At 68.2% G+C, this 23706-nt stretch carries 20 protein-coding genes; 9 read left to right on the top strand and 11 right to left on the bottom strand.

All coding sequences use genetic code 11. The features are described 5' to 3' along the window. The first annotated feature begins 257 nt into the window (after positions 1-257). From GEMRO_RS0108780 to GEMRO_RS28565, 4 genes are all read left to right on the top strand, one after another. Positions 258-3536 (top strand): transglutaminase family protein, encoded by a 3279-nt coding sequence (locus GEMRO_RS0108780; protein WP_027133686.1) that lies wholly within the window; start codon positions 258-260, stop codon positions 3534-3536. 8 nt (positions 3537-3544) lie between these two features. Continuing rightward, a complete protein-coding gene (locus tag GEMRO_RS0108775; protein WP_027133685.1) occupies positions 3545-4069 on the top strand; it encodes a GNAT family N-acetyltransferase in 525 nt (174 codons plus the stop codon). A 100-nt stretch (positions 4070-4169) separates the two neighbouring features. Then, positions 4170-6770: a circularly permuted type 2 ATP-grasp protein gene (locus tag GEMRO_RS0108770; RefSeq protein ID WP_157505517.1), complete on the top strand. Its 2601-nt coding sequence runs from the start codon at positions 4170-4172 to the stop codon at positions 6768-6770. Beyond that, complete coding sequence (locus GEMRO_RS28565) at positions 6767-7678, top strand: transglutaminase family protein (RefSeq protein WP_051328868.1); 912 nt, start codon at positions 6767-6769, stop codon at positions 7676-7678. Before GEMRO_RS0108770 ends, GEMRO_RS28565 begins: the two co-directional genes overlap by 4 nt. A gap of 17 nt (positions 7679-7695) precedes the next feature. On the opposite strand, the gene GEMRO_RS28560 is transcribed toward GEMRO_RS28565, so the two are convergent. The 4 genes from GEMRO_RS28560 to GEMRO_RS34645 form a co-directional block, all read right to left on the bottom strand. Continuing rightward, positions 7696-8106: a flagellar assembly protein FliX gene (locus GEMRO_RS28560; protein ID WP_169728345.1), complete on the bottom strand. Its 411-nt coding sequence runs from the start codon at positions 8104-8106 to the stop codon at positions 7696-7698. Between the two features lie 81 nt (positions 8107-8187). Continuing rightward, the gene (locus GEMRO_RS32540) at positions 8188-10734 is read right to left on the bottom strand and encodes a sensor domain-containing phosphodiesterase (protein ID WP_169728344.1); all 2547 of its coding nucleotides are present in this window, start codon (positions 10732-10734) and stop codon (positions 8188-8190) included. A gap of 330 nt (positions 10735-11064) precedes the next feature. Next, positions 11065-12261, bottom strand: coding sequence for a chloride channel protein (locus tag GEMRO_RS28550; protein WP_240476636.1), 1197 nt, complete (start codon positions 12259-12261; stop codon positions 11065-11067). A gap of 235 nt (positions 12262-12496) precedes the next feature. Then, positions 12497-12736, bottom strand: a complete 240-nt coding sequence (locus GEMRO_RS34645; protein ID WP_027133683.1) for a BON domain-containing protein — start codon at positions 12734-12736, stop codon at positions 12497-12499. 281 nt (positions 12737-13017) lie between these two features. Here GEMRO_RS34645 and GEMRO_RS0108740 point away from each other — a divergent pair, with 281 nt between their 5' ends. From GEMRO_RS0108740 to pdxA, 5 genes are all read left to right on the top strand, one after another. Continuing rightward, a complete protein-coding gene (locus tag GEMRO_RS0108740; protein WP_027133682.1) occupies positions 13018-14046 on the top strand; it encodes an aldo/keto reductase in 1029 nt (342 codons plus the stop codon). Positions 14047-14055: 9 nt separating this feature from the next. Beyond that, a complete protein-coding gene (locus GEMRO_RS0108735; protein ID WP_027133681.1) occupies positions 14056-15240 on the top strand; it encodes an enolase C-terminal domain-like protein in 1185 nt (394 codons plus the stop codon). A 313-nt stretch (positions 15241-15553) separates the two neighbouring features. After that, on the top strand, positions 15554-16381 hold the full coding sequence (locus GEMRO_RS0108730; protein WP_157505515.1) for a DeoR/GlpR family DNA-binding transcription regulator: 828 nt from the start codon (positions 15554-15556) through the stop codon (positions 16379-16381). Next, positions 16378-17646, top strand: coding sequence for a four-carbon acid sugar kinase family protein (locus GEMRO_RS28545; RefSeq protein WP_157505514.1), 1269 nt, complete (start codon positions 16378-16380; stop codon positions 17644-17646). The genes GEMRO_RS0108730 and GEMRO_RS28545 overlap by 4 nt, the downstream gene beginning before the upstream one ends. Positions 17647-17651: 5 nt before the next feature. Continuing rightward, entirely contained in the window at positions 17652-18647 is a 996-nt protein-coding gene (gene pdxA / locus GEMRO_RS0108720) for a 4-hydroxythreonine-4-phosphate dehydrogenase PdxA (protein ID WP_027133679.1), read from the top strand. Here pdxA and GEMRO_RS0108715 read toward each other — a convergent pair. The 7 genes from GEMRO_RS0108715 to GEMRO_RS0108680 all read right to left on the bottom strand — a co-directional run bounded on the left by GEMRO_RS0108715 (position 18620) and on the right by GEMRO_RS0108680 (position 23694). Beyond that, positions 18620-19030: a (R)-mandelonitrile lyase gene (locus GEMRO_RS0108715; protein WP_027133678.1), complete on the bottom strand. Its 411-nt coding sequence runs from the start codon at positions 19028-19030 to the stop codon at positions 18620-18622. The genes pdxA and GEMRO_RS0108715 overlap by 28 nt on opposite strands. A 167-nt stretch (positions 19031-19197) precedes the next feature. Then, complete coding sequence (locus GEMRO_RS34165; protein ID WP_157505513.1) at positions 19198-19434, bottom strand: hypothetical protein; 237 nt, start codon at positions 19432-19434, stop codon at positions 19198-19200. A 252-nt stretch (positions 19435-19686) separates the two neighbouring features. Beyond that, on the bottom strand, positions 19687-20319 hold the full coding sequence (locus GEMRO_RS0108700; protein WP_027133677.1) for an ATP-binding cassette domain-containing protein: 633 nt from the start codon (positions 20317-20319) through the stop codon (positions 19687-19689). Between the two features lie 3 nt (positions 20320-20322). After that, positions 20323-21021, bottom strand: a complete 699-nt coding sequence (locus GEMRO_RS0108695; protein ID WP_027133676.1) for an ABC transporter ATP-binding protein — start codon at positions 21019-21021, stop codon at positions 20323-20325. Further along, positions 21018-21761, bottom strand: coding sequence for an ABC transporter ATP-binding protein (locus tag GEMRO_RS0108690; protein WP_027133675.1), 744 nt, complete (start codon positions 21759-21761; stop codon positions 21018-21020). The genes GEMRO_RS0108695 and GEMRO_RS0108690 overlap by 4 nt, the downstream gene beginning before the upstream one ends. Further along, positions 21758-22768 carry a branched-chain amino acid ABC transporter permease gene (locus GEMRO_RS28540; RefSeq protein ID WP_035484976.1) on the bottom strand — a complete coding sequence of 337 codons (1011 nt, stop codon included), beginning with the start codon at positions 22766-22768 and terminating at the stop codon, positions 21758-21760. The genes GEMRO_RS0108690 and GEMRO_RS28540 overlap by 4 nt, the downstream gene beginning before the upstream one ends. Positions 22769-22773: 5 nt before the next feature. Then, entirely contained in the window at positions 22774-23694 is a 921-nt protein-coding gene (locus tag GEMRO_RS0108680) for a branched-chain amino acid ABC transporter permease (RefSeq protein ID WP_027133674.1), read from the bottom strand. Between the last annotated feature and the right edge of the window lie 12 nt (positions 23695-23706).

The raw sequence follows: 23706 nt of genomic DNA, 5'->3' as shown, positions 1-23706 counted from the left end.
GCGGAAGCGCCGCTCGTACTGGTTCTTCAATCCTCAACGCTTCGCATCGTTCCAGGTGGAGCCTCTTTACCCGGCGATGATGACAGACCGGCACATGACCCTCAGGGCGCGGCCTGCGCATCTTCACGGCAAAACCGCCCCAAACTGCCTGCCTTCTGCGCAAGCCTGCTCTTCCCGCGCTACCCGGTCATCGACATGCTAGGGCGGCACGCGGCTTGCTGCCGATGCAGTTCGGGTTCTTGGGAAGAGGCACTGCCATGGCGATCCATGTCGCCCTGCACCACCGCACCAGCTATCGGTACGACCGCCTGGTCGAGCTCGGCCCGCAGCTCGTCCGGCTCCGGCCGGCGCCTCACACCCGAGGGCGGATCCTGGGCTACTCGCTGAAGGTCCAGCCCAAGGAACATTTCATCAACTGGCAGCAGGACCCGTTCGGCAACTGGCAGGCCCGGTTCGTATTCCCGCGCAAGACCGATCATTTCATCGTCGAGGTCGACCTCGTCGCCGAAATGGCGGTGTTCAATCCGTTCGAGTTCTTCGTCGAGGACGGTGCCCAGGACTGGCCCTTTGCCTATGTCCCGGAGCTGAAGAAGGAGCTTCTGCCCTATCTGGAGGTCGAGCAGCCCGGTCCGCTGCTCGCCGCCTTCCTGGCGGACATTTCCCGGGACACGACCAACACCATCAACTTCATCGTCGACCTGAACCGGCGCCTCCAGCAGGCGATCGGCTATGTGATCCGCCTGGAGCCGGGCATCCAGACCCCGGAGGAATCCCTCGAACGCCGCACCGGGTCGTGCCGCGACAGCTCCTGGCTGCTGGTCCAGATCATGCGCCATCTGGGCCTGGCCGCCCGGTTCGTCTCCGGCTACCTGATCCAGCTTGCCCCCGACGTGAAGGCGCTCGACGGCCCTTCCGGCACGGAGGTGGACTTCACCGACCTGCATGCCTGGTGCGAGGTGTTCGTGCCGGGAGCAGGCTGGATCGGGCTCGACCCGACCTCGGGCCTGCTGACGGGCGAGGGCCACATCCCGCTGGCCGCCACCGCCGAGCCGCAGAGCGCGGCGCCCATCAGCGGCGGGGTGGAACCGGCCGAGGTCGATTTCGGCTTCGAGATGAAGGTGACCCGGATCCGCGAAACGCCGCGCGTCACCAAGCCCTACAGCGACGAGCAGTGGCAGGCGATCCTGGACGAGGGCCGCCGGGTCGACGACCGGCTCGTCGCGGGCGACGTGCGCCTGACCACCGGCGGCGAGCCGACCTTCGTGTCGATCGACGACATGGAGGCGGCGGAATGGAACACGGCCGCGGTGGGCCCGACCAAGCGGGTCCTGGCGGAGAACCTGATCCGCCGCCTGCGCGACCGGTTCGCCCCCGGCGGGCTGCTCCATTTCGGCCAGGGCAAGTGGTATCCCGGCGAGCAACTGCCCCGCTGGGCCCTGGGCCTCTACTGGCGCAAGGACGGCGAGGAACTCTGGCACGACCCAGACCTGATCGCCGATGCCGGCACCCGTGGTTCCGCCGGGGCAAAGGATGCGGAGCGCTTCATCCACCGCCTGTGCGACCATCTGGGCCTGGAGAGCGACTATGTCCTTCCCGCCTACGAGGATCCGGCCGTCTACCTTCTCAAGGAGGCGTCGCTTCCGGAGAATGTCTCAGTCGAGAACAACCGGCTGGCTGATCCGGAGGAACGGGCCAGGGTCGCCCGGGTGTTCGATCGCGGCCTGAACACGCCGGTCGGCTATGTCCTGCCGCTGCAGCCCTGGAACAGCCGCAATTTCGGGCGCTGGGAGAGCGAGCGCTGGTCGTTGCGGCGGGACAAGATGTTCCTGATCCCCGGCGATTCGCCGCTGGGCCTGCGCCTGCCGCTCCAGGCGCTGCCCTGGATCCCCGCCGTCGACTACCCCTACTACATCCCGGCCGATCCGTTCGCCGCCCACGCCGCCTTGCCCAGCGTCGACGCACGGATGCAAGAACGCCTGCAGCGGCGTCCGACCCCGGAGCGGAAGGAACGGCCTTCACCCGGCCATCCGGTCCGCACCGCCCTCGCGATCGAGCCACGCGACGGCGCCCTGCACGTGTTCATGCCGCCGACCCCCTCGGCGGTGGAGTATGTCGAGCTGGTCGCTGCCCTGGAGCACACCGCGCAGGAACTCGGCCAGCCGATCGTCATGGAGGGCTACACGCCCGCCTATGACCCGCGGATCGGCGTGATCAAGGTCACGCCCGACCCCGGCGTGATCGAGGTGAACGTCCATCCGGCCTCGTCCTGGCAGGAAGCGGTCGCGATCACCGAGGGTGTCTACGAGGACGCGCGCCAGAGCCGGCTCGGCACCGACAAGTTCATGATCGACGGCCGCCACACCGGAACCGGCGGCGGCAACCACATCGTGGTCGGCGGGGCTGCCCCGGCCGACAGCCCGTTCCTACGCCGCCCGGACCTGCTGGCCAGCCTGATCGGCTGCTGGCAGAACCACCCGTCGCTGTCGTTCCTGTTCAGCGGCCTGTTCATCGGGCCGACCAGCCAGGCGCCCCGGATCGACGAGGCCCGCAACGACAGCCTCTACGAGATGGAGATCGCGCTGGCCCAGGTGCCGCGCCCGGGCCATGGCGAGATCCCGCCCTGGCTGGTGGACCGGATCTTCCGCAACCTCCTGATCGACGTCTCCGGCAACACCCACCGCGCCGAGATCTGCATCGACAAGCTCTACTCGCCGGACGGGCCGACCGGGCGGCTGGGCCTGGTCGAGTTCCGCGCCTTCGAGATGCCGCCCCATCCGCGCATGAGCCTTGCCCAGCAGCTCCTGCTGCGCGCCCTGATCTGTCGCTTCTGGGAGACGCCCTGGCAGGGCAGCCTGGTGCGCTGGGGCACCTCGCTGCATGACCGCTTCATGCTGCCGGCTTTCCTGCAGAAGGACTTCGCCCACGTCCTGGCCGATCTGCGCGCCCATGGCTTCGACCTGAAGGACGAGTGGTTCGCCCCCCACCTGGAGTTCCGCTTCCCGACCTGCGGCGACGCCCAGTTCGAGGATGTCCGGTTCGAGCTGCGCCAGGCCCTGGAGCCCTGGCACGTCATGGGCGAGGAAGGGGCGATCGGCGGGACGGTGCGCTATGTCGACAGCTCGCTGGAACGCCTGCAGGTCATGATCCAGGGGGCGACGCCTGGCCGGCACCTGGTGACCTGCAATCGCATGGCCCTGCCCATGACCTTCACCGGCACCCATGGGGAGCTGGTGGCCGGCGTGCGCTTCAGGGCATGGCAGCCGGCGGCCTGCCTGCATCCGACGATCGGGGTGCACGCGCCCCTCACCTTCGATCTGTTCGACCAGTGGACCGGCCGCTCGCTCGGCGGCTGCACCTATCACGTCGCCCACCCGGCCGGGCGCAACTATGAGACGTTCCCGGTCAATTCCTATGAAGCGGAGGCCCGCCGGCTTGCCCGGTTCGAGCGGATCGGTCACAGCCAGGGCAGCTTCACCCCGCAGGTCCCGGGCCCCCATCCGGAGTTCCCGCTGACCCTCGACCTGCGCCGCCTCTGAGACCGACGATGTACACGATCAGCGACGCCACCTCCGCCGACCTGGATGCCTGCCAGGCGATCTATGCCCATTGGGTGGCCACCGGTACCGGCAGCTTCGAGCTGGACGCGCCGGACCTGGCGGAGATCGTCCGTCGGCATGCCGAGGTGGTAGGCCGGGGGCTCCCCTGGCTGGTCGCGGTCGATGCGCAGGGCCGGATCCTGGGCTATGCCTACGCCAACTGGTTCCGGCCGCGCCTGGCCTACCGGTTTGCGGCGGAAACCTCGATCTATGTGGCGCCGGACCAGCATGGACGTGGCCTCGGCCGTGCGCTGCTCCAGGAGCTGCTGACCCGCTGCGAGGCGGCCGGAATCCGCCAGGCCCTGGCGCTGATCGGAGATTCGGCCAATGCCGGGTCGATCGGGGTTCATGCGTCCTTAGGCTTCGAGCATGCCGGCGTGCTGAAGGCGTCGGGGTGGAAGTTCGATCGCTGGCTTGACGTGGTGATCATGCAGAAGGCACTCGGGCCGGGTGCAGATCGCGATCCTTCATGACGAAGCGGGCAGCTGCCCCCCGATCGGGCGGCGCCCGGCGCAGATCGAAGCAAGGAATGGTGGTTTCGCCGTGCAGGCAGAAGAACAGCGGGACCGCCCGATGATCGCCGGCAGGCTGGCCCCGCCGGCCATGGCCTCGGGCCACGACGACCTGTTCGCGTGCTACCTGCCCAAGCCCGGCGTGTTCGACGAGTTCATGGACCCGCAGGGGAAGGTCCGTCCCGCCTGGCAGCGCTTCGCCGGGATTATGGGTGGGATGGACAGCGAGGAACGGGAGGCTTCCAGGGCGAGCGCCGTCCAGCTGGTCCGCGACGAAGGCGCCGCCTTCAACGTCTATGCCGATCCCGACGACCGGGCCTTCGCCTGGCGTCTGCACACCCTGCCGATGCTGCTGGCCGAGAGCGAGTGGCGCTTCATCGAGGCGGCGGTCTGCCAGCGCGCCGGGGTGATGTCGCAGGTGCTGGCTGATCTCTACGGTGAACGCGGCCTGATCCGGCAAGGCCATGTTCCGCCCGACCTGATCCTGGGCGGCGGGCGCTTCGTCCACGCCATGGCCGGAGGGCCGGAGCTGCCGGGGCCGCCCCTGAGCAGCTATGCGGTGGACCTCGCCCGCGACGCGACGGGGCGCTGGGTCGTCCTGGCCGACCAGGCCGAGGCTCCATCGGGCCTGGGCTATGCGTTGGCCAACCGCGTGGCCATGACGCACGGCTTCGCCGACCTGTTCAGACGCTGCGAGACCCAGCGCCTGGTGGGATACTTCCAGCACCTGCGCGACGACCTGGTGGCCGCGACCGGCAAGGAGGACGGCCGGATCGTCATGCTCGCCCACGAGCCGGATCATCCCGCCTATTTCGGCCACGCCTATCTTGCTCGCTATCTCGGCTACACCCTGGCCCAGACGGCGGACCTGACGGTGCGCGACGAGCGCCTGTTCCTGAAGACGCTGGACGGGCTGCAGCGGGTCGACCTGCTCCTGCGCCAGATCGACGGCTTCGCCTGCGACCCGCTCGAAGTGCCGGGCTCCCATGGCCTGGGCATCGCCGGCCTGGTCCGGGCGGTGCGCAGCGGCGGGGTGCAGGTCGTCAACCGGCTGGGCAGCGGGCTGGTCCAGAACAGGGTCCTGGCGCCGTTCATGAACGAGCTGACCCGCCGGCTGACCGGGGCCGACCTGCTGATCCAGGACGCCCCGGCGATGTGGCTGGGCGATCCGGCGGCGCGCGACCGGCTGTTCGCCGAGCCGGATCGGTGGCGGGTCGAGGTCGCCACTGCGCGCAACGACCCGGGCGATGCGGCGGCGAGCATCGATCCCGCCAAGCTCAGCGACCGGCAGCTCGACGAGCTGCGCACGCGCCTGGAGCGGCATGGCCACCGCTACATGGCCCTGGCGCCGGTCCCGCTCGCCACCATTCCCGCCTTCGCCGAAGCGCTGGCCGGCGACGACCCGGGCCAGCCCCGCCTGCAGCCCCGCCATTTTGCGATGCGGGTGTATGCGAGCCTGGGCGCGGACGGGACCTGGCGGGTGCTGCCGGGCGCGCTGCTGCGCTTTGCCGGCGGCTCCGAGACGGTGGGGCTCCCCAACGGGTTCGGCGCGGGCGATCTCTGGGTGCTCACCGACAAGGCGGACGTGGCCCAGGGCAGCATCCTGCAGCCCAGCCTGAACGCGACCCATCTGCGCCGCACCGGCCGCGACCTGCTCAGCCGGACCGCCGACAACCTGTTCTGGCTCGGCCGCTACGCGGAGCGCTCCGAATCCCTGATCCGGTCCCTGCGCGCCGTGCTGGTGCGCCGGATCGACGACACCCGGCCGGGCAGCGACCCCGCGGTCCTGGGCCGGCTCCTCAAGGTCCTGGAGAACCGCGGCGCCGTCGCGCGCTTCCACCCCTCGCCGGTCATGGACGAGGATCAGGTGGATGCGGGGCTTGCGGCCTCGATCTTCGATCCCGGGCACCGCCACGGGCTGCGCGAGACCCTGGCCGAAGTGCACCGCACCGCGACCCTGGTGCGCGACCAGATCAGCCATGACGCCTGGCGGCTCCTGTCGGCCCTGCACCAGGACCGGGCCTGGCGGACCCGCCCCGGCCGGGTGATCGAGTGGCAGACCACCGAACTGCTCGATGTCGGGCTGCGCCAGCTCACCGCCTTCGCGGGTACCGAAGCGGAGAACATGACGCGCAACTATGCCTGGCGGTTCATCGAGATGGGCCGGCGGATCGAGCGGGCCATCAACCTGGTGGACCTCCTGCGCGGGCTGGTGGTGGGCAACCACGACATCGGCACCACCGGCGTCCTGCCACTCCTCCTGGAGCTGGGCGACAGCTCGATGACCTACCGGTCGCGCTATTTGACCCGGCCGCTCCTCCTGCCGGTCCTGGACCTGCTGCTCCTGGACGAGACCAATCCCCGCTCGATTGCCTGGCAGCTCGAACGGGTCGCCGCCCATGTCGAGCGGTTGCCCAAGGCCGACGAGACGGCGCACCGGGGTCCCGACCGCAGGCTGGCGCTGAAGATGGCCACCGACGTGCGGATCGCGGAGATCGCCCTGCTCGCCACCGGCGACGAGCCTCTGCCGGCGCTCGATCTCCTGCTGGAGAGCCTGGAGCACAGCCTGCCGGACCTCTCCGACCTGATCGGCCGGACCTATTTTGCCCATACGGAGCACGTGCTGACCCTGACGGCCCGCAGCCGGAACCAAGTGTCGTGATCCTCGAGGTCGTCCATCGGACCAGCTATGCCTACGGGCAGCCGGTCTCGATCGCGCACCACCTGCTTCACCTCGCGCCGCGCGTGACCGAGCGGCAGGAGGTTCACCAGTTCCGGCTGACCATCGACCCGGTCCCGACCCTGGTCCGCGATGCCGTGGATTTCTTCGGCAATACGACCAGCATCGTGACCCTGGAGCGGGAGCATGCCGCCTTCGTGGTCACCGCGCACAGCCGGGTGGAGCTTCGCTCGCGCGGCAAGATCGTCCCGGAGCGCAGCGTGCGGATCGGCCGGCTCGGCAGCACCTCGGGCCAGCCGGAAGCCGCCGACCTCCTCGACATACGGCAGTTCCTGTTTGATTCACCGTCGATACGCTGTCCGGACGAACTGCATGTCTGGGCTGGCGAGGTGCTGGATCCCGATCGCCCGGTCCTGGCGGCGGCCCTGGACCTGAACCACCGGATTCATGCCCAATTCGCCTATGATCCGTCGGCGACCTCGGTCGGGACGTCGGTCGAGGAATGTTTCGCGCTGCGCCGCGGAGTCTGCCAGGACTTCGCCCACCTGATGCTGGCGGCCCTGCGCAGCCACCGGATCCCCGCCCGCTATGTCAGCGGCTACCTGCGCACCTACGCGCCGCCAGGCAAGGAGCGGCTGGTAGGCTCGGACGCGTCGCATGCCTGGGTGCAGGTCTGGGCGCCGCCCTATGGCTGGGTCGATCTCGACCCGACCAACGACCTGATCCCCGACGTGGAACATGTCACCTTGGCGTTCGGCCGCGACTTCGGCGACGTCAGCCCGATCAACGGCATCATCTTCGGCGGGGGTGCCCATCTCGTCGAGGTCGAGGTCGACGTCATTCCGGTTGCTCCTCCTGGGACGGCCGGACCGGATGCCGAAGCGGGCTGATCTTCAGCGGACGGGCCTCATCCAGGCGCCTCGCGCTTGGCGATCTCCACAGCCACGCGAACCTCGATCTCCGCCAGGATGTCGGCCAGATCGACATTCTCCGGCCGCTCCACCTGCTCGTCCATCAGGACGCGCAGCTCTGCCAGGCAATGCGCATCGTCCTCTCCCGACAGTGTCGCGCCTTGCAGGCGGCCCAGCCCCTCCAGCAGCTCCTCGCCGCGCCGGATCGCCCGGCGACGCGGATCGCCGGCCCCGACCGGCATCTCCTGGACCGCCAGCAGGGTCGGCAGCGACGCCAGGGCCGCGGTGGAAGCCAGGCTCGTCCGAAGCGGTGCCCCATGATCGGGCAACCGGAAAGCCCCCCCGGCAGCCCGGCCTGGTTCCGGGCTCCGACCGGCTGCGAACAAAGGGAATGGCTGGATCAGCATGTCGCGATGGGCCTCCTTCGCGACCGATCCTGCATCCAACATGGTTAAAGTTCGGTGAACGACCGCCGGCGCCGCCTGGTCTCAGCTGGAATGCGCCGCATCAAGCGGCCACAGCTTCTGCAGCCAGGGCCGCCTGCCTGCCTGCATCATGGCGGCGTCAGCCGGCATGGGCGCTCCCAGCAGGGGCCCCTGCACATGATCGCAGCCGTGCCGCATCAGGAAGGCCACCTGCTCCGGCAGTTCCACCCCATCGGCCACCGTCTCCACCCCCAGACGATGAGCCAGATCGATGATGGCACAAACGATCGCGGCGTCGCACGGGTCGTTCAGAACAGTCTGGATCAGGGTCCGCCCGATCTTGATCCGGTCGATCGGCAGCCGCTTGAGGTGCAGGAACGAGGCGTGGCCGGCGCCGAAATCCTCCAGCGTCAGGCTGATCCCGCGGGCATGCAGGGCATGCAGGGATTCCAGAACCGTAGCGCCATGACGGCCGCGCAGCACCGGCTCGGCGATGCCGATCTCCAGGTGACATGGGGCAACGCCAGTTTCGGTGAGGGCGCGGTCGACCAGGCGATAGAGTTCTCCGCCATGAACAGGGACGGAGGTGAAGCTCACCGCGATCCGGTCGAGCGCCACGCCCGCAGCCAGCCAGCGCTGCGCGTCGTACAGGACGGTGCTCAGGCTCCGGGAGCGGATGGTGCTCATCAGGCCGATGTCTTCCGCGACCGGCAGGAACAGGTCGGGTTCGACCAGGCCGCGGCTGGGGTGCTTCCACCGGACGACCGAATCGAACGAAACGGACGTCCGGCCGCCGGGCCGGACGATGGGCTGGTAGAACAAGGCCAGTTCCGAGCGATCGACGGCCAATCGGAGCTCCCGCTCCAGGTTGCGCCTGGCCTCGACCTGCACCCGCATCTCGTCGTCGAAGAACCGCCAGCGGCCCCGGCCAGCTTCCTTGGCCCGGTAGAGCGCGATGTCCGCATGCTTGAGGAGGTTGCCGGCCGAGGCGGCGTCGGCGGGAAACACGGTGATGCCGATGCTGGCGCGAGGCTGGATCTCGTGGCCTTCGAAGTGGAAGGGCTCCGCGAGGTCGGACAGGATCCTGGAGGCGATGATGGCGGCATCGGTGGGTCGCCGCACCGTGTCGAGGATCAGCGCGAACTCGTCGCCTCCCAGCCGCGCCACCGTGTCCGACCGGCGCCGGCCGACCTGCAGGCGACGCGCCACTTCCACCAGCAGCGCATCGCCGGCGTCATGGCCCAGGGTGTCGTTGACGTCCTTGAAGGCGTCCAGGTCCATGAGCAGGAGGGCCATCACCTGGCCGTGGCGCGTCCCATGCTCGACCGCCTGGGCCAGCCGCTCCTGCAGCGCACGCCGGTTGGGCAGGCCGGTGAGGGTGTCGTGGTGCGCCAGGTGGTGCAGCCGCTGCTCGGCGAGCTTGCGCTCGGTAATGTCCACGTTGACGCCGACCAGCCCGATGACCTGATCCTCGACCTGGACCGGAGCCATGATCGCGACCACATGCCGTGCCTCGTCGCCCGTGCCGAAGCTCTCTTCCTGGCGAAGGTGCTCTCCGCCAAGAACCCGCCTGGTGTTGTCGATCCAGCGCGCCCGGGTCTCCGGGGGAAGATCGGCCGTGGCGACGTTGGTTCCTTCCAGATCGCCCCAGCGGGCCCGGGTGGTCGCGTTGATCATGACGTAGTCGCCGGCTGCGTCGCTGATCCAGAAGTCGAAGGGCAGGCTTTCGATGGCGGCGGTCAGCCGCGCCTCGCTTTCCCGGCGGGCCTTCTCTGCTGCCTTGCGTTCGCTGTTGTCGATGCTGACGCCCACCAGGCCGTCGATATTGCCGTGCTCATCCCGGACCGGCGCCAGGATCTCTTCGACCTGAAGGAGACGATCTCCCAGCTGGTAGGCGAACTCGCCGCGCATCATCTCCCCGGCGAGGGCCCGCCGGTTGGTCTCGGCCCAGATCGCGGTGATCTCCGGGCTTGTTCCTGTTTCCGTCGGCGTGGACCCGAGGTTCACCCCCCAGATCGCCCGGCCGAACGCGTTCTGCAGGATGTAGCGACCCTGTGCATCGCACAGCCAGAAGTCGAAGGGCAGGCTGTCGAGAACCCGGGACAGCCGGCTGCGCTCGGCCTTGACCGCCGCTTCGGCCCGGGCGTGCTCCTGCACCGCCTGGCGCAGCCGCAGCTCGCTGGCGACGAAGGCCGCGCAGTCGGTCAGAATGTCCCGCTGTCTTAGGGAAAGGCGGCGCCTGCGCCGGTCGTGCACGCCCAGCGCGCCGACAATCTCGCCATCGGGCATGACCAGCGGCACGCCCGCATAGAAGAACATGGAATCGGGCTGCGTGACGATAGGATGCCGCACATGCCTGGGATCCTGGCGCGCATCGGCGATGATCAGCAGCTTTCCGGCCTCGACGACGCGGGAACAGAAGGAGAGGCCGCGCTCGATGGGCAGCATCACTTCCCGGCCATGAGTCGACAATGTCCAGGTATGGACCGTTCCCTGGATCCCGATCCCGGCATGGGGCACATCCAGCGCCGAGGCCAGAAGGCGAGTCGCGCGATCGAAACAATCATCGCGCTGGTCGAAGCGCACGCCGAACCTGGCGAGGACGGCCACCTCATCCGGTCCGATGTCAGGCGATGCCTCTCCCATCCCAATCCCCAGCCGGATCATGCGCGGAAGGAACATACTCGCCCAGGACGCGTGCGTCGGAGGGCGCAGGAAGCAGGCACGCCGAGATCAGACCGAGGATCGCTTGAAGGCCTGGGACGCCTGGTGATCGACTTTCCGCCAGTGGATCGGCCAGAGGTCACCCTATGAAGTATGACGCAAGAACAGATCAGAATCCATCAGCATGCGTCACTGCGGCAGCGGGCGTGTACACGCAGCAAGAGAATCGAACGACATCCGTCGCCTCGACTTCCGCTGGCGACGGAAAACTTGATTTCAGCGCTCCCGTACCTCGCCGACGTTCTTCAGATAGCGGCCGGCGAGCGCATGATAGATCGGCTGCGGGCAGACCAGTTTCGAGGCGGCAAGCGCGATCAGCACGGTGACCATCAGCGGAAGGGTCATGGTGTTGCTGGCGGTCATTTCCAGGATGATCACCACCGCGGTGATCGGGGCCTGCACCACGCCGGTGAAGTAGCCGGCCATCCCAAGAAGGATGACCGCTCCCATCGGCACTTCCGGAAACAGCCAGCTGACATGATGGCCAAGCCCGGCGCCCACCGCCAGGGACGGCGAGAAGATGCCGCCGGGAATGCCGCTGATGGTCGAGAGCAGGGTGGTGGCGAGCTTGGCGATGCCAAACCACTGGTCAGGAGACTGCCCTCCTTCCAGCAGGGATCGCGCCTGCTCGTAGCCGGTCCCGTAGGTGGCGCCCCCGGTGAGCACCCCGACCACCGCCACCAGCAGGCCGCAGATGGCGGCGAACGCCAGCTTGTGGCGCAGGAGGCCGCGCAGGAACGGTCGGCGATCTCCGAACGCGAACATGATCACCAGCCGGCTGAACATGCCACCCAGCAGGCCACCGGCCAGGCCGCAGATCGGCACGACTGCCCACATCTCCCAGCCGGCCAGTACGGCATCGGAGTGGCCGAAATAGGTGTAATTGCCGACCAGCGCCAGCGAGACCAAGCCCGCGACGATCACGCTGGAAAAGACCAGCCAGCTGTTGCGCTGCTCGAACGAGCGGCTGAGTTCCTCGATCGCGAACACGATCCCTGCGACCGGCGTATTGAAGGCCGCGGCGATCGCCGCTGCGCCGCCTGCCAGCAACAGCCCTTCGTAGCGACGGCCGCCCAGGCGGCCCATCTCGTGCATGATCGCCGCACCGACCTGAACGGTGGGACCCTCCCGGCCGACCGAGGCGCCGGCGAGGATCCCCAGAACCGTCAGGCCGACCTTGCCCACCGCCAGGCGCAGGGAAAGGAGCGCCCGCCTGCCGGCCGGAGCCACGATCTGCCGGGCGGCGATCGTCTGTGGGATGCCGCTGCCCTGGGAGCCCTGGAAGAAGCGTTCGGTGAGATAGACGAGCAGAACAAATCCGGCCGGGGAGATCAGCAGCATCGCGTACGGCGACCAGCCGGTCACGACCTTGAGCATGTCCAGGGCGAGATCGGCCAGATAGGCGAAGGCCACCGCGACGATCCCGATGATCGCGCCGCCGCCCCAGAAAACCGAATGCTGCCGCCATTTCGGCGCAGAGAACAGGACTCGCCGCGATCGTCTCCACCGCGATCGAACGTTCGCCCACATACCTGGATCGTCTCCCGCCGCACGCTTAAAGGCCATGCGGCCGGGATGACACGATCGTCTTCCAGGTGCGAGGCCTTTCGGCCAGGATGGTGGGCTGGAAAGAGCTGCCGGCGGGCGATCAGCCGGTGGCGCCGGTGGTTCCCTCCTGGGCCACCCGCAGATTGTTCGCCACGAATTCGACGCCCTCGGTGCCGATGGCGACTGCCTCGGCCTGCGCGCGCAGCTTTGCGCTGACGACGGTCCCGGCCAGCGTCACCTGGTCGCCGACCACGTCGACCTGCACCTGCGGCGCCTGATCCCCCAAATGCTGCTCCAACTGCTTGCGGATCTCGTCACGGATGTGATCTTCCTGGGCCATGGATCGGGGCCTTCCCTGTCGGTTGCACCGAGCTTTCCAACAGCAGGCGGACGCCGCCGTTCCCCCTGGTCGGACGGAACCTCGCGCAAGGAAAGCGGCCACCATCCAACGAGGGTCGCAGCGGTGGCGGCCGGCGATACCAGCCCCTATGGAGGCCGGAGCGATCTCGTGCATACACTCTTCGGCACCGCGCCCCTCGCTGGGCATCACGGGTGGCTGGGGCAGGACAAAACAGAATCGGGGCTGCACGGCAAAGGACCGGACGGCCGAGGGGAGGAGACATGGATCCGCTGGCGACACGAACCCTGGGCAGGTCGGGGGTGCGGCTCAACCAGATGGGCTTCGGCGGCGCCGGGCTGGGCGACCTGTTCAACAAGGTCACCGACGCCGACGCCGAGGCCACCCTGCAGTCGGCCTGGGATCAGGGCATCCGCTATTTCGACACGGCCCCCTGGTATGGGCGCGGCCAGTCCGAGCATCGTTTCGGCCGGTTCCTCTACCGGCAGCCGCGCGACAAGTTCATCCTCTCCACCAAGATCGGCCGCATCCTCAAGGCGCCCCGCCGGCCGGAAAACTTCGACACAGGCTTCTGGAGCGGTGGCCTGCATTTCGACCACGTGTTCGACTATTCCTATGATGGCGTGATGCGCGCCTTCGAGGACAGCCTGCAGCGCCTCGGCATGAACCGCATCGACCTCCTGCTCATCCATGACCTGGACTACGGGCACCACGCCACCGAACCCAAGGTCGCGGCCTTCCTGGCCCAGCTCTCGACCGGCGGTTTCCGGGCGCTGGAGGAACTGCGCAGCGCCGGCATCATCAGGGCGATCGGGGCAGGCATCAACGAGCTCGGGTTCATGCCGCGCTTCCTGGACCTGTTCGACATGGACTTCTTCCTGTGCGCGCTCCGCTACTCCCTGATGGAGCACGACGTCCTCGATCATGAATTCCCGTACTGCCAGCGCCGCGAGGTCGGCATCGTGGTCGGCGGCGCCTTCTCGTCCGGCATCACCGCCACCGGCCCGGTACCCGGAGCGAAGTACAACTATGCCGACGCGACCCCGGAGGTGATGGACAAGGTCCGCCGCATCCAGAACGTGTGCGAACGGCATGGTGTCCCCTTGCCAGCGGTGGCGCTGCAGTTTCCACTGGGCCATCCGTGCGTGACGTCGGTCATTCCGGGAGGCTTCAGACCAGAACATGTCGCCCAGAACATGGAGCACATGCGCCGTCCGATCCCGGCCGATCTGTGGGCGGAACTGAAACAGGAGAAGCTGATCCGGGCCGACGCGCCGGTCCCGGCAGCCTGAGGAATCAAGATGGCGAAGATCAACCGGGTCGAACTCACCTCCTTTCGCTTCGAGGTGGACGGCCTGAGCCTGCCCCGGCACGGCGCCGCCGGCGTCGGCAACCTGATTGCGTTGAAGGGCGGCAAGATGCCGGCCATCCGCTGGGCGGTACGCCTGTTCTGCGACGATGGTTCGGAAGGCGCCTACGTCACCCACTGGGTCGGCACCGCGTCCTCCTTCGCCCAGGCCACGATGCTGGCCCCGCACCTGATCGGCCGCGACCCGGACACGCGCGAGCAGATCTGGGACGACATGAAGCGCGAGGTCCGCGCCTATGACCATATGGGCCATGGCCCGCTCGACATCGCGCTCTGGGACCTGGCCGGCAAGCGCAGCAACCTCTCGGTCGCGCGCCTCCTGGGCGGGTGGCGCACCCACCTGCCGACCTATGCCAGCACCTATCATGGCCAGGAGGAGCCGGGCGGCCTCGACACGCCGGAGGCCTTCGCCGAGTACGCCGCCGCCTGCAAGGCCAAGGGCTTTGCCGGCTTCAAGATCCATGGCTGGCACAATGGCGATGTCGCCCGTGAGATCCGCACTGTCCATGCGGTGCGGGCCGCGGTCGGCGACGGCTTCCCGCTGATGCTCGATCCGGCCTGCCAGCTGCGGACCTGGATGGACGCGCTGAAGGTCGGCCGGGCCTGTGACGAGGCGGACTTCTTCTGGTTCGAGGACCCCTATCGCGATTCGGGGATTTCCCCCGAGGGACACAAGCGCCTGCGCGAGAAGATCAAGACCCCCCTCCTGACCTGCGAGCATGTGCGCGGCATCGAGTTGAAGACCGCCTTCATCCTGGCCGGCGGCGGCGACATGATCCATGCCGATCCGGAGTACGATCTGGGCATCACCGGCGCGATCCGGCTCGTCCATGTCAGCGAGGCCCTCGGCCTCGACCTGCAGTTTCATGCCTGTGGGCCGGCGCACCGCGCAGTGATCGCGGCGACGCGCAACACCCATTTCTACGAGATGGCGCTGGTGGGGCCGGGCATGAAGAACGCGGTGCCGCCGGTCTATACCTGCGGCTATTCGGACGACGAGGACGACCTGCCGGCGCAGGGCGGCGTGCCCGTGCCGGACGGTCCGGGCCTCGGCGTCAGCTACGACTGGGACTTCATCGCCGAGCACAAGGTGGCGGAGCAGGTATTCACCGGGTGAGTCGCGCCGCCTGCGTATCGTCGGCGCGCACCACCATCCCTGGGACCGCCATGCCCTGCCCTTTCCCTGGCTGTCGGCACCCCATCCGGACGGTCTGGTCGGCGATGCCGGGCGGTTGTGCCGGTACTACCTGATCGGGGAATATCCTGACCGATGCGGCCGGACTCGATCTGGTCGCCTCGGTTCATGTCCGGGCCGAGGTCGCGCCGGAACGAGCAAAAGCCACTGACGGGATGGCCCTTGTCTGTGCGGCCAATGACGCCCACAACGGGCGCGCGTCAGAAACTTCCAGGACGCGTCAGGAACGTTCAACTTGCGCGCTGCCAGATCAGGCTCCGGCCTGCCTTCACCACCGATGATACCGGCAGCCCGGCGCGCCCGCGTCCTGGAGATCCTTCAGCGTGACGGTGCCGCTTCGATCCAGCAGGTCGCCGACGAGATCGGCATTTCGGTTTCGACCGCCAGACGCGATCTCGACTATCTGACCCGTGCGGGGCAGCTGGAACGCTCCCATGGCGGCGCCTCGCTCCGCACCGGGTCACGCACCGCCTTCGAGCCTGCGGCTTCGGTCACCCACGGGACTGCCCGCGCCGCCAAGATCGCGATCGGCCGCCATGCCGCCAGCCTGATCGAGGACGGCCAGAGCGTGATCCTGGATTCCAGTTCCACCGTGCTGGAAGCCGCCCTTGCCCTGGCAAAGCGCGATCTCCCGCTCACGGTGGTCACCAACGACCTGCGCATCGCCATGGCCCTGCATGCCAGGCCGGATGTGCAGCTCCTGATGCCGGGCGGACAGATCCGCGCGGGCTCCTACACGCTGATGGGCGCGGCGGCGCAGGACCTTGTCCACGGCCTGCGGGTCGACGTGGCGATGCTCGGCGCGCACGGGCTGGCAGGACTGCGGCTGAGCGAGACGTCGCTCGACATCGCCAGCATCAAGCGAGGATTTGCCGCCGCAGCCTCGCGGGTCGTCCTCCTGGCGGACTCCAGCAAGTTCACGATTTCCGCCTTCTGCGAGATCTGCCCGATCGGCTGGGTCCACGAGATCGTCTGCGACGACGGCCTGTCCCTGGAGGACCGGTCCGGCCTGGAGCGGCAGGGAGTGCAGGTGACGCTTGTCCCAGCAGGAAGCTCGAAGTGAGTGCGCCCATGCTGATCATTGCCGACGACCTCACCGGTGCCGCCGACTGCGGGGCGGCCTGCGCCCGGCAGGGACGCTCGGTGTTCGTCGTCATGGATGGGTCGGCCCCGCCCGACGACGCCGATGTCGTCGCCGTGGACGCAGACACCCGGTCCCTTGACGCCACGGCCGCTGGGGCCAGGATCAGGCAGCTGGTCGACCGCTTCGCTGCCAGCCCGCTGCTCTTCAAGAAGGTCGATTCGACCCTGCGTGGGCATGTCGGTAGCGAACTGGCTGCCGCGCTGGCCGGCCGGCGCGACGCCACCGGCCAACCCGTCACCGCCGTGTTCGCCTCCGCTTTTCCCGCGACCGGCCGGACGATTGTCGAGGGGCGCCCCTACCTGCACGGCATCCCGCTGGAGCAGACGGAGGTTTGGCGGCACGAGCGCCGGGGTGCCGGCGTCTTCCTGCCCGACCTGATGGCTGCCGCGGGTCTGACCGCAGCCCTGATCGACCTCGCCCAGGTCCGCGGACCAACCCTCCCGGACCGGATGGCGCGACTGTGCGGCACGGTCGACGTCCTGGTCTTCGATGCCGAGACCGATGCGGACCTGGCCGCGATCACGGCTGCGGCGACGTCCATGGCCGGCGAGACGATCTGGGCCGGATCGGCGGGGCTGGTGAGCCATGTGGCCGGGACGCGCAGCCCGATCAACGCCACCATGCCCCGGCCGCCGGTCCGGCCAGGGCCGCTTCTGTTCGTCGTGGGCAGCATGTCGTCGGTGTCCCGAAGGCAGGCGGATGTCCTGGCGCAGGCTCCGGGAATGATGCGGCTGGACCTGGCTGTCTCGGAAGTGGTGGCTTCAGCCGATGGGCGTCCGGTGATGGAACGTACCGCCCAACTGGAGCGCATGCTCCTGGGGGGCAGCGACGTGGTGATCACGCTGACGGCCGATATTCCTGACGACCCAGCGCACGCGCTCCCGCTGCGTCTGGGGCTCGCCGCCCTGGCCGAACCGGTCGCCGCCCAGATTGGCGGCCTGCTGGTCACCGGCGGAGAGACGGGGCGCGCCGTGCTGAACGCCATGGGCGTCGCTGGCCTGCATCTCCAGCGCGAACTGGAGCCGGGCGTGCCCCTATGTATTGCTCCTGCCCCTCACCGGTTCGGCGTCGTCACCAAGGCAGGGGCCTTCGGCGACGAGCGGACCCTGTTGAACTGCCGCCAGGCGCTGCGGGACCTGGCCGGCTCGTTCCCGCTTCCTTCCTCCTCCTCCGACATGGAATGACGCTCATGAACCGTCCGGTGATCGCAATCACGATGGGCGATGCCGCCGGCATCGGCGCCGAAGTCATCATGAAGAGCCTCGGCCATGCCGATGTCTACGAGCGCTGCCGGCCGGTGGTGATCGGCGATGCCGGCCGCCTGCGCACCGCCGGCAGGATCGTCGGCAGCGATCTGTCGGTCCGGGCCCTGACGGCCGACCAGGTCGCCGAGGGCACCTATGCCCATGGCACCGTCGACTGCGTCGACCTGCAGCTCATCCCGGCCGACCTGCCGTTCGGCAAGGTCTCGGCGATCGCGGGCGAAGGCTCGTTCCGCTTCATTGAGACCGCTACCCGCCTGGCGGTCGAAGGTGCAGTGGATGCCATCTGCACGGCGCCCATCAACAAGGAGGCGCTGCATGCCGGCGGGCACCGCTATCCGGGCCATACCGAACTCCTCGCCGCCCTGACCGGGACCGAGGAGGTGTCGATGATGCTGACGGCACCCGGCCTGCGCGTCATCCATGTCACCGTCCATGTCGGCCTGATCGACGCGATCGAGCGGATCGAGCCCGGCCTGGTGGAGCGGACCATCGCCCGAGGCCATACCGTGCTGGAAAAGGCCGGCATCCCGCGCAAGAAGATCGGCGTGTGCGGCATCAACCCCCATGCCGGCGAGAACGGCCTGTTCGGCCGTGGCGAGGAGGAGACCAAGATCGCTCCGGCCGTCGCGGCCTGCCGGGCCAAGGGCTGGGACGTGGAGGGCCCGCTGCCGGCCGACACGCTGTTCTTCCGGACCGGGCGGGGGGATTTCGACATGGTCGTCGCGATGTACCACGACCAGGGCCACGCGCCGATCAAGGTCATGGGCATCGAGTCCGGCGTGAACATCACGGTCGGCCTGCCGGTGATCCGTACCTCCGTCGACCACGGAACCGCCTTCGACGTGGCCGGCAAGGGCATTGCCGACGAGCGGAGCCTGCTGGAGGCCCTGCGTCAGGCGATCGCGCTCACCGCGGCATAGTCCTCGTCGGTGACCTTCTCCATCCAGTTGGTCTCGCCGGCGTCGCCGCCTTCCTGGATGGCCAGGTGCACCACGGTCGTGGCCGGCCCGGCTCCGTGCCAGTGCTTCTCGCCGGGCGGGATCCACACCGTGTCGCCGGGCCGGATCACCACGCCCGGCTGACCTTCGGTCTGGAAGAGGCCGGTCCCGGTCAGGACATGCAGGGTCTGGCCCAGCGGGTGGGTGTGCCATGCGGTGCGGGCGCCCGGCATGAAGCTCACCCGCAAGGCACGCACCCGGGCGGGCGCCGGCGCCTGGATGATCCGGTCCAGCCAGACCGTGCCGGTGAAGTATTCGCTGCGCCCCGGCATGCTTTCCTGCGTACCTGCCCGCACCAGTTCCATGACCGCCTCCCTCCCGAGTCGTGTTGTCCGAGATCGCCATCTTCGGCCGCCGGCCGCCATCCTACCAGTCCTGGCGGCAGGAAGATCTCAAGATGCGGGCGTGAAGGCGTGGCGGGACGGAGATCCGGAGCGACGACAGCCTCAGCGAGTGAGCGGTTGCGGGCCGGTCAGCTTTCCTCGGGCCCGGAAGGGGTGGCGAGCCACTCCTTGAAGGTCAGCTTCGTCTTCTGCGGCACCGACGACTGGATCGTCTCCCTCAGTCGATGGGCGGAGCGGTCGCCGGCCGCGAGCGAGCGGGCGATTCGGCGGATCAGTTCCGCATCCGCCTCCCGCACACAGACCTCAACCCTGCGCATCCCGTTCTCGGCAAGCCGACGTCGATGGACCTGCAACGCTTCTTTCATCGTATGGTTGTCCTGGACAGTCTGTTAAATAAATCTGGGGTTCAGAGGATCTCGGAGTATCGACTTCTTCACAAGTTCGAGTTGCCCGGAAATGTTCTTCCCTCATGGAGGAGATTATCCAAGCAGAATCGCTCCCGGACGGATGTCCGTGAGTATGGCTTCAGGATGTATTGCTGTGCCGGGATCGGGAGGAGGCTGGACAAGTGCGGCCGTACCGGAGCCGTCCGCCGCCCCAGGCCTTGCCGGCCTGGCTCAGAGGGTCCGGGCGGCTCCCGCCATTTCCTGGCCCAGATAGGCCTGGACCCGCTGGTCATCGATGAGGCCGGCAAAGCTGTCCTTGCGTTCGGCCGTGCCGCCATGGACCAGCAGGAAGCTCTCGCCGATCTCCTTCAGGATCTCGAGATGATAGCGCGCCGTGGGGTGCAGGCAGACGAATACCAGCTTGCCGTCCGCCCGGAGCTTGCGGAAGAAGTCCAGCATGAAGCCGATATAGCCGTCCTGGGTGTTGAACTGCGGCTCGTCGAACAGGTGGAGGATGGGATGCGTCGTCGGCGAGCGGTCGAGCATGAAGGACGGCAGGACCCGGCGGAACGAGCGGACCTGGTAGGACTGGTGGTAGTGGATCGCCAGTCGGTCGCGCTCGCCGTAGCGGACCCGGTGGATGTCGGCGCCGGCGACCATCACCTTGCCGGAACTGGGCGTGTTCGAGCCGGTGATCATCTCGAACAGGGTGGTCTTGCCGGCGCCGTTCGGACCAACCACGCCGATGATGCCGCTGTTCTCGAACACGAGGTCGGCCTGGAGCTGGAAGGTCGGGGTGCGGTCGAACATGCCCTTGCGGTACACCTTGCGCACCTGGTCCAGGCGCAGGATCGGCTCGGCCAAGGCTCAGGCTCCCAACAGGCGCTGGCGCAGCGCCCGATCATGCTTCAGTTCCTCGGCGTCGCCCTTCCAGGCTACCCGGCCGCGATCGAGGACCAGCGCCCGGTCGGCCACCGAGAGCGCCAGCTCGGCGTTCTGTTCGACCACCACCGAGGCGACCCCCTCGTCGCGGAGATGGCGGATGGTGGCGAGCACGTCCTCGACGATCTTGGGCGCCAGCCCCTGGCTCGGCTCGTCGAACAGGACGAGACCCGGCGATCCCAGCAGCGCTCGGGAAATCGCGACCATCTGCATCTCGCCGCCGGACAGGTTCTCGGCATCGCGGTGCATCAGGTGCTCCAGCGCGGAGAAGATCCCGCAGCAGTCCTTGACGCTCCAGGACCGGAAGCGGGTGCGCTTGCCGGCGATCTGCAGGTTCTTGGCGACGCTCAGCGTCGGGCAGAGCCGGCGGTCGTCCGGGACCCAGCCGATCCCGGCGCGGGCGATCCGGTGGGTCGGCTGCCTGGTCACGTCGCTGCCATCAAACGCGATCCGGCCCTGGACTGGCGGGGTGAGGGCCAGGATCGAGCGCAGCGTCGTGGTCTTGCCAGCACCGTTCGGGCCCAAAAGGGCCACGACCTCGCCCGGACGCACGTCGAACGACACGCCGAACAGGACCTGCGTTTCGCCGTAGAAGGTATGAATGCCGTCGACGTCCAGGATCATCCGAAACGTCCCAGGTTGGAGCGACGCACCCACGGATTGCTCTTCAGTTCGTCCGGCCGACCATGGGCAATCACCTGCCCCCAGTGCACCACCGAGATCCGGTCGGCCAGGCCGAACAGGAACTCCATGTCGTGCTCGATAGCGACGATGGCCAAGCGGCCCTTCAGGCGGCGCACCAGGTCGGCGATCCTGGCGATGCCGTCGGAACCCAGGCCAGAGGTCGGTTCGTCCAGGCACAGGACCCGGGGCTTCTGAGCCAGCGCCACCGCGATCTCCAGGGCGCGCCGCTCGCCATAGGAGAGGTCCTTGGCGATCACGTCCGCCTTCTGTCCCAGGCCGACCTCGTCGAGCACCGCCTGCGCGGCGGCATCGGATTCGGGATCGCCGATTGCGGCCCGGTGGCCATGCAGGGCAAGCGCGCGGAACTCCGGGCGGGCGATCGCCACGTTCTCGCGCGCGGTGAATTCATCGAACAGGGTCATGATCTGGAACGACCGGGCGACGCCACGGGCGGCGATCGCGTGCGGCGGCTGCCCGGTGACGTCCTCGCCGCCGACCAGGACCTGGCCGCGGCTGGGCCGCACCCTGCCGGTCAGCACGTTGAAGAAGGTGGTCTTGCCGGCACCGTTCGGCCCCATGATGCCGTGCAGCTCGCCCTCTGCCACGGTGAAGTTCATCTCCTCCAGCACGACCCGGTCGCCAAAGCGCACATGGACGGCGCGGGCCTCGAGCGCCGTCATGGCGTGCTCCGCACGGCCGGCTGCGGCGTGGCGCGGCGGGTGAGACGGCGACGCAGGTCCTGGAAGACGCCGGCGATGCCCTCGGGCCTGAACAGGATCACCGCCACGAACAGGAGGCCGAACCAGAGCATCCAGGTCAGGGTGACGGCGCCCAGCAGGTCGCGGGCCAGGAGGAACACGACCACGCCGACCACCGGCCCCCAGAAGCTGACCAGCCCGCCGCCCACCAGCACCATCATCACGATGTAGCCGGAATAATGCAGCGCCATGACCTCAGGGAAAGCGCCGCCCTGGGCCATGGCGAACAGGCTGCCGGCAAGGCCGGCGAAGGCGGCCGAGACAATGAAGGCCAGCATCTTGAAGAGCACCACCCGGTAGCCGAGATGGGCGGCACGCAGTTCGCTCTGACGGATGGCGGAAAGGATGCGGCCGAACGGCGAATAGGTCAGGCGCCACAGCGCCACCACCGTCAGCAGGAACAGCACCAGCACGAAGAAGTAGAGCGCCACGTTGTCGGAAAGGTCGAAGGACACGAAGCCCAGATCGACCGGCAGCCGTGCGATCGGCAGCAGGCCGTCCTCGCCGCCGGTCAGGTCGCGCGCCTTCATGGCGATGAACCAGAACACCTGGCCGAACGCGATGGTCAGAAAGGCAAAGTAGATCCCGCGCCGGCGCGCCACGAACGCCGCCACCAGCGCCCCGGCGAGGCTGGCCGCCAGGATGCCGCCCAGCAGGCAGACCCACAGGTTCGCCGCCACGTGGAACTGGGTGAGCCCGAAGGCGTAGGCGCCGATGCCGAAAAAGGCGCCGTGGCCGAAGGAAGGCAGGCCGGCCGTGCCCAGCAGGAGGTTGAAGCCCAGTGCGTAGATCGCCCAGATCAGGATCTCCACACCGATATACTGGTAGAGCCCGGCCGAGGTGATCCAGAACGGCACGGTGACCAGCAAGAGGCCCACGCCGACCATGGCGGGGGTGATCAGGCGTCCGGCATTGGCGGGAGTCTGCATCGGAATCAGGCCTCCAGGATGCTCTTCTTGCCGAACAGCCCGCGGGACCGGAAGGTCACGACCACGATCAGCAGGATATACATGGATAAAAGTGACCATTCCGAGGCGTAGGCGGCGGTGAGACCGATCACCATGCCGACCAGCAGGCCGGCGATCACCGCACCCCAGAACGAGCCGACGCCGCCCAGCACGATGATCAGGAAGGCCGGGATCACCGCGTCGACCCCCATGTGCGGGCGGATGCCCCAGATCGGCGCCATGATCATCCCGGCGGCAGCCGCCAGCATGGTGCCGATCGCGAACACCGCGATGCGCAGCTTGGCGAGGTCGTAGCCCAAGGCCCGGACCATCTCGCTGTCGTGCGCGCCGGCCTTGATGACGGCGCCAAAGCGGGTGCGCTCGATCAGGAGCCAGGTCAGCAGGATGAAGACCGCGGCGGCCGCCGCCGCGAAGAAGCGGTAGGATGACCAGATCAGGTTCAGCGCGATGAAGCCGCCGGAGATCGCGTCCGGGGTCGGCAGGATATAGTCGCGCGTTCCCCAGATCGACCGGATCAGGTCTTCGATCACCAGGGCGGCGCCAAAGGTGAGCAGCAGGCCGAACAGGGGATCCTTGCCGTAGGTCCGGCGCATCCCCTGCTCGATCAGGATGCCGAGCAGCCCGACGATGCATGGGGCGATGATGAGGGCCACGGCATAGCGCAGCCAGAGCGGCAGCGCCGCCCACCAGGCACCCACCTCTCCCGTGAACGGGAGAGGTGGGCCGAGCATGGCATAGGCCACGTAGGCGCCCAGGGCGAACAGGGAGCCGTGGGCCAGGTTGATCTGCTCCATCACGCCGACGATCAGCATGAAGCCGAGGGCGATCAGCGCGAACAGGAGCCCGAGGGTCAGCCCGTTGATCAGGAAGGGTATCAGCGTGAACATCTGCCCTGCTTA

The organism is Geminicoccus roseus DSM 18922, assembly GCF_000427665.1.
In the GTDB taxonomy this organism is placed as follows: domain Bacteria; phylum Pseudomonadota; class Alphaproteobacteria; order Geminicoccales; family Geminicoccaceae; genus Geminicoccus; species Geminicoccus roseus.
The sequence above is the reverse complement of the archived record's forward strand: the minus strand, read 5'-3'. Positions and strand labels throughout refer to the sequence as shown.